Below are 18,082 nucleotides of genomic sequence, written 5' to 3' on the forward strand. Positions count from 1 at the left end.
TAAGCCTGAGAGCAGCATACCCGCCAGCTGCAAATTCCATTTTCAATCAAGAAGAGTTTATGATGCATCAGAATGTCATCGTTCTGCCTGCCCGCAACCGCTTGAGTTTGGCTAACGGCAGGACTCCACTCCGTCAACCCCCATTCGGGGCTCTCAGCCTAGAGATGACGCCCATGCTGGACGTACCACAACAAAAAATCGCCCTGTCCCTTCCAGAAGAGAAGGAACCGGGCGATTTTTCTGACGAGGTATAATGGACTATTCTAAATCAAATCTGATTTTTGCAGCAGCCGTTTAACAATCACAGCAACCTCAGCTCTGGTCATATAATCCTTCGGAGCCAGATTTGTGCCGCTTTTTCCCGTTACGATGCCCGTTTGTATGCTGTCGGCGATGCCGCTCTGCGCCCAACTAGATGCTTTTGTCGCATCTGCATACGGACTTAGTATCGTGTCGATCGATCCACCAGAATTAGCTATCAATCCAGTGATTTTCATCGCTCTAGCGGTGATGACCATGGCTTCTTCGCGAGTAATCTTAGCATTCGGGCGGAAACTACCGTCCTTCAATCCGTTGATCAAATGATACGAATAGGCGGTATTAATCGGGCCGTTATACCAGTCAGAAGCTTTTACGTCCGAGAAAGAAGCAACTTCGTTTTCCAGCTTAAGTCCCAGTCCGCGAACGAGAATAGTTACAAATTCAGCACGAGTGATATTCGACTCCGGATGGAAAGAGCCGTCTTCTTTGCCGTCGATAACCATGCGCGAACCCAAATCGTTGACAGCTTCTTTAGCCCAATGATTCGCAACATCGCTAAACTCTATCGGATGCCATATGATCAGGTAGATGCTGTTGGTCAAACTATTTACTTTTGCGTAATATTTGCCGTCAATTACGACGATTTTGGTAGGTACGTGACGAACAGAGCCATCCCCTTCGGCAACAACGCCTGTTGTAATCTTCTCAGGATCAACATCGTTCGGGATTTCAATTGTCCGTTCAACATAGGCGTTGAACTTTGATACGACAACCGTTTCCCCTTCATATATCGCTCTAACCGTAAATTTAATCGGCGGGGCAACAATGGTGAAGGCTCCCTCATCCGCTGTATTCTCCACCCCTTTTATCTCATCCGCAGTTGGTTCGGCAATTTCAATCTGCACCTTTATATCTTTCAACGCGATCGATTTACCGAGCTGATCGGAGATAGAACCGATGTTGATTTGTTGTACGGGGAGCGTGTACACCGCCTGATTCGTTCTCACTGCCAGAACCGCTTGCTTGCTTTCCATGCTTTGAATCATTTGTCCGTTCAGTTCGCCCACGACGATATCGGACTCAGCTTTCACCGGAATGATGACAGTCGCGCCCGGACCTTCCGTGGCGAGCTTGTCCTCCAGCTTTTTCTGGTCGACAGTAACTGTGATTACGGTTTGTCCATTAACTGTGGATGTTGTTGCTGTTCCCGCATTCTCCACTTTGCCGTTAACGAGCACATCCACGCTTGTTGTCGTAAAAATCGGATTTGCGTAAATTGGCAGTGCAGGGACGTTTACTGGTGTTGCTATGACAGCTGAGGCCAATATGCTCTCCACTGCCGATCCCGTAGTCGTGCCTGTCTTCGCAATCGGCGTCACTTCGAAGCTAATGTACTTTCCAAGATCTGCCGCCTGTAAGGTGTAGGAGGTCGACGTTGCTTCCAAGATTGCCGATTTGTTCGCCCCGAGCGCATCGTCGGATCGGTACCACTTGAATAAGCTCACACCCTCCTCATCCGAATTTGCATCGTCATAGGTGTAGCTTCCGGTTAGGGTTGAGCCAACCTGAGCCGTTCCCGCGATGCTCACGTGGAGCGCTTGCGGCGGGAGCTGTCCGATGATGATGCCGGACGTGCTTCCAACATTGTTCAGCGCCAGATCAGCCTGGAGGCCGGTGCCGGCTTTACTAATTAAAGTTCCTCCGTTGGGAAGCAAAGAGCTACCTAGGGTAATGACATCGGTATGTAGGTCAGAAGCCTGTACCACATATTTGAATGTCAGGATACTGGAACGTGAACCGCTGGCATAAATCGCATCAACCGTGTTGCTGCCGATCGTAACCGGCAAAATTGCACGATTTGTATACGCCCATACCGCTTCCGAGAAATGAACCTTAAAGAGCAATTCGTCGCCCTCATAATAAGTCTTTGCCGCAGGCACTTCGACCGACGTAATCGTCGGAGTCGGTGCGTTTAGAAGAATCTGAACACTCGACTGACTGACCACGCTCGCCTGGCTGGCATTGCCTCCATTATCAACGATCGTTCCGTTCGTGCTGTCAAGCAGTCCTAATGCGTCAATATAGACATCTTTATCCGTATCTTGAACGGTATAACGGAATACGAGATCCGTCGGTTCCAAGCCCGGTACATCGGGCACATATACAGCCTGAGCTACGGAACGGGAACCAGACATTAACGACAAACTCGGAGTACCGCTAACCTTTACGGGCTCCGTGAAGCGAGCCTTGAACTCGAAGCTTTCTCCTGTAACGTAATTCCGATTGGTCGGAGTGTGAAAGAAATGCTGTACCTTAGGGAGGACGGCATCAACTACTACGTCCGAAAGCGCAAGCTTGTGAACAATACTCGGCATTGACGTCGACCCACCCGATTCATTAATGCTTCCGCCGTTCAATTGAATTGCGTTGCCTGCCCTTATACCGTTTAAGGCTTCATCCCCGCTCTGAACAATATACTGGAATATAACCTTGTTTCCGGATACTTCCGAAACCTTTGCCTGGTGTTCTGTCGGTATTTCTGTCGTTCCGAAGAACAATGGGAGATAAGGCTCGCCGATAACGGCCACGTCCGATGGATATAAGAATGCGAAATTCAAGACGTCGCCTTCTTTATAGTAGCCGTCAGCAGGGATCTCCGTTACGAACGAAGCTCCACCGGCACTTACTTGTACTCCGGAAAGATCTGTAACCGTTCCATTCGGGAAAACCGGATTGATCAAATTATGTGCGGCATCGTCAATCACGCCGCCATACATCTTCACTTCATTGTCGATTGTAATCCCGTCAATATCTTCAAGTCCAGCTTCTACCGTATATTGAAAACCAATCTGATTGGACCCGTTTGATGCATACACTGCCGCTTCGGCGCGTACTTTCGTTCCACCGATATTCAGACTGAGATAGGGCTTGCCATACCGGGTGTTAACGCCGATATTCTCAGAAAATTCGACAGTGAATAAGAGCGGTTCGCCTACATTATACGTTTTATCGGGAGGATAACTGACGGAAACAATACTCGGAATAACCGTATCTATTTTTATACCGGTATTCAGCACCGATGCACCGCTTGGACCAAAACCGTTGCCGAGATCAGCGGCCTCCGCAGTCGTATTCGTTATGGAGGCGCCATTTAATTGAATGGAGCCTACCACTTGAATGCCGTCCGCATCATTATCGCCTGGTTGAACCGTGTAAGAAAACTGCAAATATTTCGAGAAGCCGGACACATAAGATGCTTCCCTCATTGTTCCGCCAATATCGAGCTTTAAGCTAGGCGTTCCGCCCGTCACGTTCACATCTTCAGTAAATACAACAGTGAAGTCAAGCTTTTCGCCGGCTTTATACGTTTTGACCAGGGGCAAGTTCAATCCTGTAGTCGTTGGCGAAGCTGCATTAGCCTGAATCCCGCCAAGCGATGTCGTAAAGAGCAAAAACACAAGCAGTGCTGCGGTCATCTTTTTCAATGCCATGATGGAGCCTCCTAATTTTTCATGTCGCTCTTACTGGTTTGATCTCTCTGGAATGAGGCAGCTTAGGATATAATCGATCAACTTGGCGTATCCAATCGGGCCCTCTCCGCCAACAAAGTCACGTGTGTCCAATGGAAACACATTTCCTGCTTGAACGGCTTTCATACCTTTCCATATGCTTGACTCCATTAATTCCTTGGTTGACTCATCTCCATTAAAGTTAGCGGCCAGTCGGTTTTCAATAAAGATGTAATCGGGATTGAGCTCTGGCAAAACCTCCAGCGATACAGGCGTAAACCAAGCTTCTTCATTTGCCAATTTCTCAGGAATAGTCAAGCCAAGCTGATGATAGAACAATACGCTGCTCCCCATCTTGGCAATTTGGCCCAATACGCGATAATTGTTTGGTTCCGCCCGCAATACCAGCACGGTGCTATCCCCAATCGCTTCATCCAGGGCAATTTTGGCCTCTTCCGCCTTGCTGTCAAACGCAGCTTTAACGGTTTCGTATTCTGCCTGTTTATCAAATAATTGCGCCAGGAGCGGCATTGCCTCTTCCATCGAGGGACCCGAATTAATAGCGACAGTTGGCGCAACTTTCGATAATTGCTCGTAGACGTTTTCCTCCATACCGGCGCCCATTGCCAGAATCATATCCGGAGCAAGCGATAGAAGCAGTTCAAAATTATGCTCATACTGCGGGTAGTCAATAAACTCTACCCCATTGGTTTTAAAATACTCCATGCGATACTCCGGCTCTACACTCGCTACGCCAGCTACCATTGCAGGCTTTATCCCCATGGAAATCAAATATTCGGTATATCTTGTCCCAATGATCAGCAGCTTCTCAGGCTCCTGCGGGATTGTTACTTCCCCGAACAGGTCTGTATACGTGCGTGTCTGAGCACTCGTATTCTCTTGATTTTCCTCTATCGTCGTTTGATCCTCCACTTTATCTCCAGGCAATTGTTGATTTGATTCATCATTTGCTGAACAGGCTGCCAAAACAACCATAAGTGCTACTGCTAAACATAACCCCATCCATTGCAGCCATTTCTTCGACATGCTTTAATCTCCCCTTAAATCGGCTCTTTTTTGAGAATGTTTATCACTGATAAATACTATCAAATTCTTGTTTCGCTCTCTATAGGGGATAGTGCTATGTTTTCTGGACATTTGTGCTGTCAGCATCACTTAATGCGGCTACAATTTGTTCCATAACAAGCGGATAACCAAATGGGCCACAGCCAATCCACAAACTGGTATCAATCCTATAAACACGATTGTTCCTAACAGCCGCAAGCTGTCTCCAGCCTGGATGATTCATAAGCGCTTCTCTCATTAAACCCGTATCGTTACCATCCATCACCCGATCCTCCAAAAATATAAAATGAGGATCAATTGCCGGCAACGCTTCTATGTCTAGTGGATTAAACCAATATTGCCCCCGGTTTAACAGCGCAGGAATGGTCAACCCTAATTCCCGATAAAGCATGCGCGAGAGGCCAAGCGAATGCGCGCCAAGATATCGGTAACCATCCGACTCAATACGCAAGACCATAACGGTGCGACGCTCTCGAATAAACGGCTTTAATTCCTCACGTGCTTTAGCGTCCACTTCCTGCAAATAGCGATATACTTTCTCAGCTTCCCTCTCTTTTTTAAACAATGCCGCCAGTTGCGCAATAGCCGGAAGCAAGTCTCGCGACAACCCGGATAAAAGAGGCGCTGTTGACATCAGGACTCTCCTGGCTTCCCCATGAAGCGTTTGGCCTACAATAAGCTGAGGCTTCGATTCAACAATGGCTTCCAGATCAAGAGCAAATTGCGAAGTTGGAATCATTTGCACGCGATATTCCTCTAATAACGAACGTTGATGCGGTGGAAGCAGCATCGGAACCGTAACAACCGAATTTGGCACAATACCTAGCATTATCAATATTTCGACATACAGTGGAGACAATGCGCACAGATGTCGGTCAGCAGCAACTTTAACATATTGTTTTGGAGTGATTCCCTCCATCTGCTTAAATCTGCGGCTAAAATAGGCCGAGTCCTCAAACCCCACTTGTTTGGCGACATCGTGCATATGACCAGCATGTTGAATCAGCCGCTCCTTTGCACGATAAATGCGATACCGATTCAAATATTCCAGCGGAGAATTGTCCGTCAACTCTTTGAACTTGCGCGAATAGTGCCATGGACTGAGACCCGCCACTCTCGCCAGTTCATTCCGTGTAATAGGCTTGTAGTAATTTTGCTCCAAGTACTTTATTGAGCGCATTATCGCTTGCTCCGTAGTCTGTGAATCCCATCTGACAGGTTTGTACAATAAATCAAGGATGGTATACAGGACCTGATGATGGCGCACTTCTCTCTCCACAGCCTCATCCCCGAGCATACTGAGCGCCTGCAATTGATCTCTCATTTGTCGACCGTCAATTGTGCCTATAAGGAACTCGCGATTATCCGGCAGCTGCCAGCGGCATTGGACTAGCTCCTGATTCCCCCCGCGATTATCCTTTAACTCAAATTGACGAAATTCAATTACCCATCCTTCCAGCCCAAACGTCTGCATGCGATCCGGTTCTATCCATGTCAATGCCGGCACTCCAACCACCATGCCCGATCGCAATAACACCTCTTGATCATTCAATTGCCAGACGGCTTGTCCGCCCGTAATATAGAACAACGAATTCTCTTCAAGCCCAACACGATCAACAGCGTAATCCATATAATCATCAAGCTTTTGATATCTACGCCAACGGAACATAACTTCCGCTCCAGCTCCTTTTTCACCGTTCAAAAATGACACCCCGCACCTTCGCGATCATCCTATCGCCATCATAGCACAAATCCCTTCCTGGTCCTCGAGAAATCGTAAACTCGATTATTAGTCAGAGAAATTGAATCTATATGGACTCCCCAAGGTGGCTTTTGATTTGCCTTTCCGAAAATTTAGGAATGGTGATGATTACAGTTGTGCCTGCTCCCGGCGTGCTTTCGATCCGCAGACCAAGCTTCCGCGTTTCAAAGGCTTGATTCCGTGCAACATTGCACATAAAGTAGGACGAGACAAATGGTTGTATCAATCAATTTCACCTACCCGCATGCCTATGTCCTGCGACTGCTGAGCCAGCACAACTAAAATCAATTGACGTGTTTCATTGCCAAGAGCCACCCGTCAGCTCAGCTCAGTCCTGTACAGCTTTTATAAAAACGGGAAGTCCAGAGCAGCTATCTCGAACACTGGCATTTCCTCTATTGTCGAGGAAGGTGCTGGTGTTGGTTCTATGGCTTCTGCTGATGTAATTGTAGCGGTATTGGTTTTGCCATCTCATTCTACCCCAGAACCCAAAGCCTCACTGACAAAGCGCAATGGCACAAAAGTAAAACCATTAATAATAGTAGCAGGCGCTGCCAACGTTAATGCTTGCCGTCTTGCTTCCGGCCTGAATAATAATCGTTGTATCATCTTTAACCGCTGTTACTGTGCGTGTATCGGCCTTCCACGAGATTGTAGCGCCCAGCTTTTCAAAGATCCCCCTCATAGGAACAAGCGTACTGCCATTAAGGATCATTGCGGATTGCTCAAATGTCTGAGCTTCGCCGTCAATAATAACTTGAACTGTTTTAGGTACAGTACCTTTGCTTTTAGGTGCCAAGGGATTGGAGATAAAACCGACTCTTTAATTTGAACTCACTGTTATGAACAACGCTAATTCAGCAACCCCATCTTTAAAGCTACTGGAGTAATGTTACATCAATATTGAATTTTAGCATTATACGAGCATTCTAATTCCTTTGACCTATTTAGCCGATACAAAAAATAGAATACGGAAAGGAGAGCCAATTTTGAAATTACTACACGACTTCGGGATACGTGTCCGGGAGCTTCGAGCTAGAACTGGTATTACGCAAGAGCAACTTGCCGCCAGGGCTAATCTCGACAGGAGCTACATAAGCGATATCGAGCGGGGCAAACGGAATATCACGCTTCAAAACATAGAACGAATTGCAGCCGCATTTCGCGTCTCTATTGAATACATATTTTCAGCAGAGCGCTTGTCAACCACTCCATTCTTTCAAAAAAAAGATGAATCACCTGACTTTACAGAACGATTCAGGTGGCACCTTGACCCTGACAGGAGACTACTCACCTTCACCATTGAAGGGCTGTTAGCCACCAAGCAGGAAGTCAAACATGTTGAATCCAAAATTATCGGAGTTTGTACCGCATATCCGGATGGGCTTGATATACTTGTCGACCATAGAAGCATGCGAACAAACGATGGTTTGCCAGCCGTTTATGGCATTGATGTCGTAGAAGCGGTAGATGCCCATCATTTTTTACAACAGTACTGTTACTCAAAGTCGACAGACTTTCAAAGCAGTAATTGCTAAAATGCTCATTGTATTCATTAATACCTTACAAGGAGAGTCGAAACAGCATGTTCAAAGGTTTGAAGAAAGTTCCGATCATTATGATTCTTGTCGCAGCCGCCTCATTAAGTTTCTCGGTTGTCGCATCTGCTTTGATTCCATACAATGTCGAAGTCACCTTAGAAGGTCCCTATCTTGTTAATGTAGATGGCAGCGAGACTGAGGTTGCCCTCGGAAGCTCCGTGCAATACTTTTTCTTCAATTATCATACACAAAAGGAAGATGAACTTCTTAATGGCAAAGCCTTTTTTTCTTCTTCCAATCCTTCCGTGGGTACAATTGAACAAGACGGCATATTTACTGCAATCGGTATAGGTACAACAACTATCACAGCTACATACGGGAACTTGACTGCATCCGTGACGGTTTCTGTACCTGCCCTGGATGATATCCATCTGCTCTTGAATAAGGAAATCATGGTAGGCAATACGTCATACGAGATCGTTGATAATACTTTAGGAGTCGGTGAGCATTATCCCTATCGGGTAGTTGCTACGTCGAGCGCAGGATCGGTTCAACTCACAGATACCATTTCCGTAACCTCCTCAAATCCGTCGATAATCAAGGTACTGAATGGGGAACTTGTAGGCGTTGCGCCCGGAAGAGCAACCATTTCAGTACAATCCGGCCATTCAAACCAAGAGACAGAATTCTATGTGCGGGTTCCCGTGCCTAGCCCGACAACCGATAAAAATCTGCTCGAACAATTTGATAAAGGTCTACAATATGTCAATAATATTAGAATTGTATTGGGTCTAATGCCTTTAACGACTAGCAAGAACCTTCATCTTGCCGCCCAAGCACATGCAGATTACATGCGTGTTAATGGATTTAACGAAGAACATTTTGAATCTGAAGGCAAATCTAATTACTTTGGCAAATCCGTTACTTCGAGATTTCATTATGCAGGATATGATTCATTCATCAGCAATGGCTGGGATGGCGAGGTTATGACTCTCGGTTTATCCGATCCAATCCGCTCGCTCATGAGTTTAATTGATGCACCATTACATCGTATGCCTCTACTTGATCCGGTTTTTCGTGATATCGGTATCGCCGTTAATTCTACTGGTCAATACAAAAACACGGTAGCGGATCTTGGTGTACTTCGCATTGATGAGGACGATTTGCAGCCTATTGTCCACTACCCTTATAAGGAGCAGATCGATGTACCGATAAGTTGGACAAATAATGAAATTCCGAACCCGTTAGCGAGGTTCCCGGACGCTCCCAAAATCGTTGGCTATCCGATTACGATTTCCGGTTCGTCTGCCAAACAGAAGCAGCTTGATGTAGTTTCCGCAATGATCACTGATGCTTCAGGAACAGCAGTTGACTACTATTTGACCACAGGTTCAGGCGTTATCCTTACACCTAAGAAGCCGCTGTCACCCGGAACGCAATATACGGTGTCCTTTAGCGGACAATATGAAGATGAACCGCTGTATGAGCAAACTTGGTCTTTTACCACCGAAATGCCACCCTTAAGTCAGGATACTATCGGGGGCGGACCTGAATCTTCTTTTAACAAGGAAAATATCGGTATTATGCTTAATGGACAGCTTGTAACTCTTACTCCAAACGCGATGATCAGGAATAAACAGACATTCATACCATTACGAGGAGTTTTCGAAGAATTAGGAGCAACTGTTAAATGGGACTCCAAGACCAAATCGATTACAGTTACCAAAGATTCTACTATTATAAAACTTACGATCAATAGTAAAACCGCCTATGTTAATGGCAATGCAATCACTCTCTCGACCGCACCATTTTTAAACAATAACTACACCTTTGTCCCATTAAGGTTTGTTAGCGAAGCACTCGATGCCAAAGTAAATTGGAACGCCGAGAAGTGGATCGCCAGTATTAGCGACAGATAAGCGTCCATGATCAGCACGCTACGGACATCCATGACCGTTAAAGCCTTGTTTTGAGGCAATGTCCATTTTTAAAGGCCATGCATGACCGTAAAAGCTTGCATTCACCCCCAAAACGCAACTTTCGAGCGTCTAAAAGACACAGGTGACCGTTAGCTGAGGCCAATGTATTCATTTGGGACTCTAGCGGTCATCGGTGACCGCTAGGCAGGTTAGTCATTCATTGAAATACGGTCAATTACATCAAAAGGCATTCTGCCTGTCCACAAAGGACAGATAGAATGCCTTTTTCATTAATGATTAGATGAGTCCAAGCTCCTTCAGCAAGTTATAAATAACGGAAGCTGCCTCGCCTCTTAGCGTTGGTTTTCGAGGTGCAAATTTATTACCGTCTCTACCGATCATTAGCTCTAGCTTTCTTGCAACGTATACATCTTCAAACGCCCAAGCGCTTATGTTATCTGTATCTGCAAACTCAGCTATAGACTTAAGATCTTCCTCGGTAAAAGTTACATCCTTATATTTCCTAAGTGTTCGGATAATAATAGCTGCCATCTCTTGTCTGGAAACAACTCGCTCAGGCTCAAAGCTAGTATCGCTTACACCCTTAACAATTCCAGACTGTTGGGCGGTTGTAATGTATGCTTCATACCATTGGTCGGTTACATCGGTAAATTGACTTGCTGATTCGTTAATTGGAAGATTAAGCATTCTTACAATTAGTGTAGAGAATTCAGCTCTCGTAATACCCATGTTAGGATTAAAGTTTCCTTCACTGTCGCCTGCAATAATTTGTCTCGCCGCCAGGAATTCAACGATATTCTTTGACCAATGTCCATCAAGATCTTTAAATGCCTTTTTGTTTTCCATTAAAGCAATTGTTGCTTGGGAATTCAGTGTAATCGTAATCGTATGGTTTTGTGCATCAATAATGCCGCCAACGGATACCCAACGTTGTTCAACCTCATCGTACATGTAAACAGCAAGCTGATTCAAGCTAGTAATCTTACTTGGATCGTATTTCATTTGTACGACGATTTGTCCAATCGCTGCATTGGAAGCAGGTTCTATTGTATAGACGTTACCCACAATATTCATTTGTGGTTCCTTCTTGGACACAATAGTATGATCTTTGTTTTCTTTAATGATATAACGATCCTTCTGGCTATCCAAAATGACGACTGGCAATGCCGGCTCTTCTGCCTCTCCTTCAACGGAGATAGGGGAGCTAGGATTACGTACAATAACCGTTCTCGTAACTTCAGATTGGTTACCATTCACATCCGTAATGAGATACCGCAGAGTGTAGGTTCCGGTTTGTGTTGTATCTACAGAACCTATCAAAATGACTCGACCAGTAATATTACCATCCTGATCATCAGTAGCTGTTACGCCTTGCTCAATATACGCGCTACCTCTAGTGACATACACCGTACTAGGACCAGAAAGGGTGATGACAGGCTTTACTGTATCCGTAATAATTGCGTTGTGCTTATCATTTACGCTCGAAATGACTTGCGTGCTAAGCGAAGGATACGTATAGCCACCATTCGGTTTTTTATTAATTATGTCTTGAGCTACAGCGTCTTTATGAACATCAGTAAATACATCATACTTATTCATTGCTTCTTGATCAAAGTCCATATCCGGATCTTCAATAATGCTGCGCACTTCTTGGATCGTAATCGTTGCTTTGTTCAAAATATGAGTTAGCTCTGCTTGCTTCTGAGCCTTAGTCGCACTCATAACCGAGTAAATACTAAGATGATTGGTTAATAAGGTCATGTTGCCAGACTGCCCGTCATAGCTGCTTCTAATGTACTCCCACTCTTCTGATGTCTCATTAAAGTAGAAGGTCATAAATTTCAGCTGCTCATCAATGTTCGTACCGACAGAAATCGTTAAAACGATATCCTCTGTTGTTTGGAAGTTTTTAATATCCTCGGTACGAGTAACATTGCCTTGGGAATCTTCTTCGATCACCCTCATCTTAAAGTCGAAAACCTTATTATCGTAAATAGCAAAACTCGCATTCATGTTTTGAATAGCGGTTACTAATACTTGGTTTTCTGCTTGAGCAACATCCACCTTCTCGATGACGAGCTCTAATCTGGAGTTTCCTGTGAATCCGGTTAGATCAAGGTCGCGAATCGGTACAATAATGGAAGCATTATCGGTACGAAGCTCGATTTTTGTATGTTGATCGTGTGCTGTTTTCAGTTGATCCTTACTAATGCTAACTCCAACAGGAGCAGAGTTCTCGACTGACTCATTAACAACAAGTACGATCTTGCCTGCCTTTTGCTTCTTAGCTTCTTCCAATGCGTTACTAACCTTTTTATCTGTAGACTTTTGATCGCCATCTACTTGAATAATTGTACTAGCTGGAACGGATGGTTTCACAACAGTAACGGTACGTTGTACTTGCGTAATGTTACCGGCTTGATCTGATACGGTATAGATTAATGTGTATACACCAATCGTTTTGGTATCAATAAATCCGCTCATCGTAACTTTATCCGTAATGTTGCCGTCTATGTTGTCAATGGCTTGAACGCCTTGCTCTACATAGATTTGACCTTGTTCTACAATGACGTTACTGCTGCCCTTTAGTGCGATAACAGGCTTAACCGGGTCTGCCATAACGAGCACGGTAAAGGTTTTCTCTAGCGTAAAATCGCCCTTAGTAATCTTTGCTGTTAATGTGACTTCCGTATCTACCAAAGGAGGCGTGACTTTTCCGTCAACGGATAAAATATCCTCGTGACTGCTAGTCCACTGGATTTCGCTATCAAAAAATCCTTTATTGCCTAGTGAAATATCAGTCGATACCCATTCAGGATGATCACCAGGAGCAAAGCCCAGCTCTAACGCAGCTGTGTCCTTATCAACAGATTCTTTGTCGTAGTCTACTACAAACGTTATAACCGTACTATTGCCCGCAGCATCCGTTACGACAACGGTATATTCTCCGTTCGCTTCAATCTTGGTGCCGCTCTCAAACGGCTCGCCGTTTAATGTAGCCACCCCCTCTTCAAAGCTTACCGTCGGATATTCCTTGTAAATCTCATCATCCTCAACACCGTTTACGGCTGGAGGGATGTTATCAACGGTAACAGTCTTTTCACTAGCTGCTGAAATATTTCCTGACTTGTCAACAACATAGATTTTATACTCTCCGTCCAAAGATGGCGTAACAATTCCAGTTGAGTTACCAGCAGCTTTTGTCATCGTTTCGCCTTCGGCAAACGAAGTTGTTCCAGCTGGCGCTAACCAGATGGTATCTTCACTATCATCAGAAGGCTGAACCGTAATCAACGTGTTTCCTTGAGCAATTACATCTTCTTCAAGAACTTGATCTTGATTGATAGGCGCCGTCTTATCAATATTTACAACTTTTGTTGTCGTAACTTCATTGCCGGCCCTATCTCTAACCATAATTTCAATTACGGTTTCTCCTTCTTGCGTAATGTCAAATGCTCCCGTGTATTCCACGTATTCATCTACACCAAGGCCAGGAATTTTGTAGTATATAACAGAGTTTTCGCCTTCATCCTGATGCTCTTCATCATATGTTTTTGTAATGGTTACCGTTATATTCTCATTACTGAATACTCGGTCAGGAGAAATACTTACCGTAGGAAACACCGTAAGCTCCCGATTAATAACAATTGTACGTACAGCAACATCACTAACATTTCCTGCATTGTCAAAGGTTCTTGTTTCTATTGTATACGTACCCGCTTCAGTAAACACTAGAGCTTCATCGTATACCGTCCAATCTTCCTGGGCAGCGCCCGTTACACGATATTCGGTATAAGCTGCTCCTGACGCTGTGTCTTGACCAGGCGTAATTGAAATCGTGTATTCACCGTTAAAGAAATCGCGATTAGGCTGAAGCTGTATGCCAGGTGAAGTTGGCTTTCCCTTATCAATATTGGTAATTGTAATAAGTTGTACGCTCACATTCCCTGCGTAATCACGAACATAAACCGTATAAATACCATTCATGGTAACTTCAAACTCGCCATTACCGACGGAAATACCGTTTGCTATAAAATAGTTAGCGATTTGAAGGCCATATGCATACTTCACTACAGCAATTCCACTGCCTTCGCTATCCGTAGCATCAATCGATATTACAACGGAATCATTCACCCAGTCTGTTGTATTTTGATCCAATGAATGAATCGTTGGCGCAATATTATCAACAACAATGGTGGCATTGCTAGGCTCTGATACATTACCAGCCGCATCCATAATATAAATATGATAGACGCCGTCAGTTGCTGGTGCAAGAATCGCATCATAAGTTCCTGCAACACTCGTAATCGCAGTCCCGTTTGCGACTAAATCTTCTGGCGCTGTTCCATGCGGCGCTACAAAGATAGTCGAACCTTCACCAGCTGCTGCATCCAGCGTAATGACAGCATTGCCTTTAACAGCTTGATTACTGGAAAGCACATCATCCTGGTTAATAGGCGTAACGGTGTCTTTTTGAATGGTTTGCTCGATCTCTGTACTTTCATTACCTGCTGCATCAATGACTTTCACGCTAACCGTAATGGCTCCATCAGCTAATGCGCTAATATCGCTAGGATCAATGGTCCAATCACCGTTTTCATCCGCATATGTTGTAATAACGATTGTTTCTGAATCTTCATCAATGAACGTTACTTCAACTTTTGCATCTTCTTCAGATGTACCGGAAACAATGAGCTGTTTAGCCTCGTATGAATTAATAACGTTGTCTCTAGCTATTGGTACATGAATAACTGCCATATCAGGAGGCGTGTTATCTACAATAACTGCATTTTCAGAAGCATCCGATACATTGCCATGAGCATCAATTACATACAAATAGTATGTTCCTTCTGCTAGAGGCGCTAGTATAGTATCACCTGATCCATCGCCATCTAATTTCGTCATGGTTGAGCCTTCTTGAAAGCTTGTTGTGCCGCCTGGCGCTAACCACGCTGTTTCTCCTGCAACTGGTGCAGCAGATGTAATTTCAATGCTTGTACCCGGTTTAACCGTTTGAGACTCTATACTCGGTTTATCTGGAGCTATCGTATCAATCGTGAGCGTGTCCCAAACAAAGTCCTCTGGCAAATCTAAATTCGCATTGTTGTGATTTCCATCCTTAATCGTTCCATTAGCTAGTTGTAGAGCCTGTTCAGCTGCAATACGAATTTTCTCCGTATCGTCACCATCTTGTACGGTATATTCAAAGATTAACTCATTCGTTGAGCTGCCGCTTGAATATGGCGCATAACCAGGCATTGGGTTGCCAAAATCCAGTACGAGCTCAGGCAAACCTGTAACGTTAACCTCCTCATCAAAAGTAACCTTAATAAGGATGACGTCTCCTGCTTTATAACGAGTCTCAGGATCAACAACATTAACACTAACAATAGTAGGCGGTACTAAATCACTTACCGTAACCGTAAAAATTTGAACTGATTTTTTACCGCTTGGATCAGTTGCTTCAATCGTAATATCGGCAGTTCCAGAAGCACCAGCAACTGGAGTAAAGCTAATTGTACGATTTTCATCTGTTCCGCCAAGAATAATGCTGGCGTCAGCTATCAGCTCTTGATTAGAGGAAGCAGCTGTAACCGAAATCAAATTAGCCGCATAATACTCATCGCCTACCGTAAAGTCAATGACTTCGGAAGGATCACTAATGTTTATACTTTGATCTTCAATGGTGCCTATTGTTGGAGCTGTCTTTTCAACGACAGTAACTGTAAAGGTTTGCTGGATAGTTAAATCACCGTCATTAGCCAACAATGTGATTGTAACAACACCCGCTTGTCCAAATACTGGCGTGATAGATACAACTCGATCCTTTCCACTTCCAGTCACAACAATATTTCCATTCGGAATAATGGTTTGATCAGAAGAGGAGCCTACTACCGTTACACTGTAAGGACCCGTTTCTTCATCCGTTACCTGGAATGGAATTTCTTTCGTTACGCCTTCCGTAACCGATTGATTGCCAATGCTGGTAATCGCAGGTTCACTGTTAGGAAGTATTTTCAAAAAACGACTAAAGGTTTCTGACCATGCACCGCTTTGATTTTTGGTCCTTAGCGATATCTTATACGTCCCAACACCATCGCTAGTGAAATCAAGCTTTGGCGAGTTGCCTGTATAAACAACAACATTATCTTTAGTTACGGTCCATTGCTGCTCCGTTATGTCCGCACTACGAGGATCATAGCTTGTATTTTCAATTTGTATCGTGCTTTCCGGCCATATGAGCTGATTTGCGCTTAGCTCAAAATCAGCGATTGGCTTTCCTGCACCTGATTGTGTCGATTGATAACGTGAACGAGCCGTACTCCATGTGCCCTGATAGTCCTTAACCATAAGCTGAATAATATAATCCAGGTTAGGCACAAAGCTCACAGGCTGGCCGCTTGTCCATACATCGTCAGTCGTAAGCTTCCACTTCCAAATCGCCTCTTGGATGCCATTATTCTGACTTGAATGATCAAGGTCATACGATAAATTCGTTAACGTAACCTCATGATTACCGTCAACCTCAACATCAAATCGACTCACTGGTTTTCTGTGCACATACAGCGTCTTCACAAGTACGTCACAATAATAAATATCGTACTGTCCAACTTTATTGAAAGTAGGAAGGAAGTCATCTAAGTACTGTCCGCTATATGGGACAACCCCTGTGTTATTTTCATAAATGCTTGGGTCATGCTGAATTTTCCATTTGCCTTGCGGCCAATTCTCATCCTTCGTGTTCGTAAGCTCAGATGCTGGAGAAACGATCAAATCGTAGTTTTGGCCAAGCTCCAAATATTCATTGTTAGCTTCACTACGCGATTGATTCGCGATATATTCGGCCATTGCATCTACTTGCTGCTGATAGGTTGAGCCTGTGCGATTAACAAATGTGCCTTTATCGTTGTTCTTTTTAATAAAGGATTCTGCCTGATTTTGTGTTAAATCGGCCGTTCCTGCACCATCGGTGTCTTCACCCCATCCAATGTAATGGATTTGGTCGTTGTCCATTCTCGTCATAATTTCGCCAAGCGCAATGGAGTCATCAAAATCAGGCACCGTTTGGTCATTCAGGTTAACGATGTATTTTCTGGCTGAAGGTCTCCAATCCGGTTCGCGAAGAACCTCCATGAAATCCTTTGAAATAACCTCTACTTCCTTACCCTTAAAAATCGATCCATTGTAGGCGTGAAAATCCCATGAATCCTCAAATCGCTTAAAGCTTCCAAAATAAAACTTGGTACCAAAATTCACCATGCTAGAATGACTAAAAACTTCGTTGTCTACTCCATTTAATGTCTTGAACAGATACATGGTCGTCAACGCCGAACCATTATATGGATTTATATAGACTTTAAGCTCTTTAACTGCCACTGGAACTGTATCTAGACTTAACGCAATAATTTCTCCAATTCCACCAACTTGGTCATCATAGTCTAACGTGCTTTCATATACTTCTGGATTATCATAATACAGCTCTGCTACTTTTGTAGTCTCATTCCAGAACTCCACATGAGAATCCATGTCTATCTGTCCCGAGGCAGGCTTATCCCATTTTAAATTAAGCTTAAACTCGCCCTCTAAAATATTTGTTTCGTTTACCTGCACAGATTGAATGTTAAGATTACTGGCATTTACGCCTCTAAGCTCTAATGCACGTTGAAGATCCTCCTTGTAGGTGTCAATATTTTGCGTAGAATTATCCACCGCAAGTACGACATCTACATCATAGGCCTTCCGTACATCAATTCCAATCTCAACTGCGTCTGCTGCGCTAACATGGAATGGTATTGCCGCTGATATTAGCGACACAATCAACGTGAAGCTAAGCATGGAAACGCCTAGCTTTTTCAGCCACCGTTTACTCACTGGTTTCCCTCCTGTTGTTTGAATTTGCCGAAGTCGTTCATTTCTCTATTACTTTTTTCCTATAGTACCATTACACGTTGAACAAATTCTAAACACTGCCTGTTATTCAGG

The 18,082-nt window shown here is 44.3% G+C and carries 6 protein-coding genes and 1 pseudogene; 2 read left to right on the plus strand and 5 right to left on the minus strand.

Translation table 11 applies throughout. From position 1 onward, the window contains the following. Positions 1-263: 263 nt before the first annotated feature. The 4 genes and pseudogenes from ACX93W_RS14995 to ACX93W_RS15010 all read right to left on the minus strand — a co-directional run bounded on the left by ACX93W_RS14995 (position 264) and on the right by ACX93W_RS15010 (position 7,333). Entirely contained in the window at positions 264-3,752 is a 3,489-nt protein-coding gene (locus tag ACX93W_RS14995) for an S-layer homology domain-containing protein (RefSeq protein ID WP_459393186.1), read from the minus strand. A 30-nt stretch (positions 3,753-3,782) separates the two neighbouring features. Next, positions 3,783-4,817 (minus strand): ABC transporter substrate-binding protein, encoded by a 1,035-nt coding sequence (locus ACX93W_RS15000; RefSeq protein ID WP_459393187.1) that lies wholly within the window; start codon positions 4,815-4,817, stop codon positions 3,783-3,785. A gap of 94 nt (positions 4,818-4,911) precedes the next feature. Further along, the gene (locus ACX93W_RS15005) at positions 4,912-6,525 is read right to left on the minus strand and encodes a helix-turn-helix domain-containing protein (protein WP_459393188.1); all 1,614 of its coding nucleotides are present in this window, start codon (positions 6,523-6,525) and stop codon (positions 4,912-4,914) included. Positions 6,526-7,089: 564 nt separating this feature from the next. Next, positions 7,090-7,333, minus strand: a pseudogene (locus tag ACX93W_RS15010) (copper amine oxidase N-terminal domain-containing protein). Between the two features lie 274 nt (positions 7,334-7,607). Here ACX93W_RS15010 and ACX93W_RS15015 point away from each other — a divergent pair. Together ACX93W_RS15015 and ACX93W_RS15020 are read left to right on the plus strand one after the other, a co-directional pair. Continuing rightward, complete coding sequence (locus tag ACX93W_RS15015) at positions 7,608-8,156, plus strand: helix-turn-helix domain-containing protein (protein ID WP_459393189.1); 549 nt, start codon at positions 7,608-7,610, stop codon at positions 8,154-8,156. A gap of 47 nt (positions 8,157-8,203) precedes the next feature. Continuing rightward, a complete protein-coding gene (locus ACX93W_RS15020) occupies positions 8,204-10,078 on the plus strand; it encodes a stalk domain-containing protein (RefSeq protein ID WP_459393190.1) in 1,875 nt (624 codons plus the stop codon). A 297-nt stretch (positions 10,079-10,375) separates the two neighbouring features. Here ACX93W_RS15020 and ACX93W_RS15025 read toward each other — a convergent pair whose 3' ends face one another. Continuing rightward, positions 10,376-17,971 carry an immunoglobulin-like domain-containing protein gene (locus ACX93W_RS15025; RefSeq protein WP_459393191.1) on the minus strand — a complete coding sequence of 2,532 codons (7,596 nt, stop codon included), beginning with the start codon at positions 17,969-17,971 and terminating at the stop codon, positions 10,376-10,378. Positions 17,972-18,082 lie beyond the last annotated feature (111 nt).

This window comes from Paenibacillus sp. CAU 1782, from assembly GCF_054551715.1.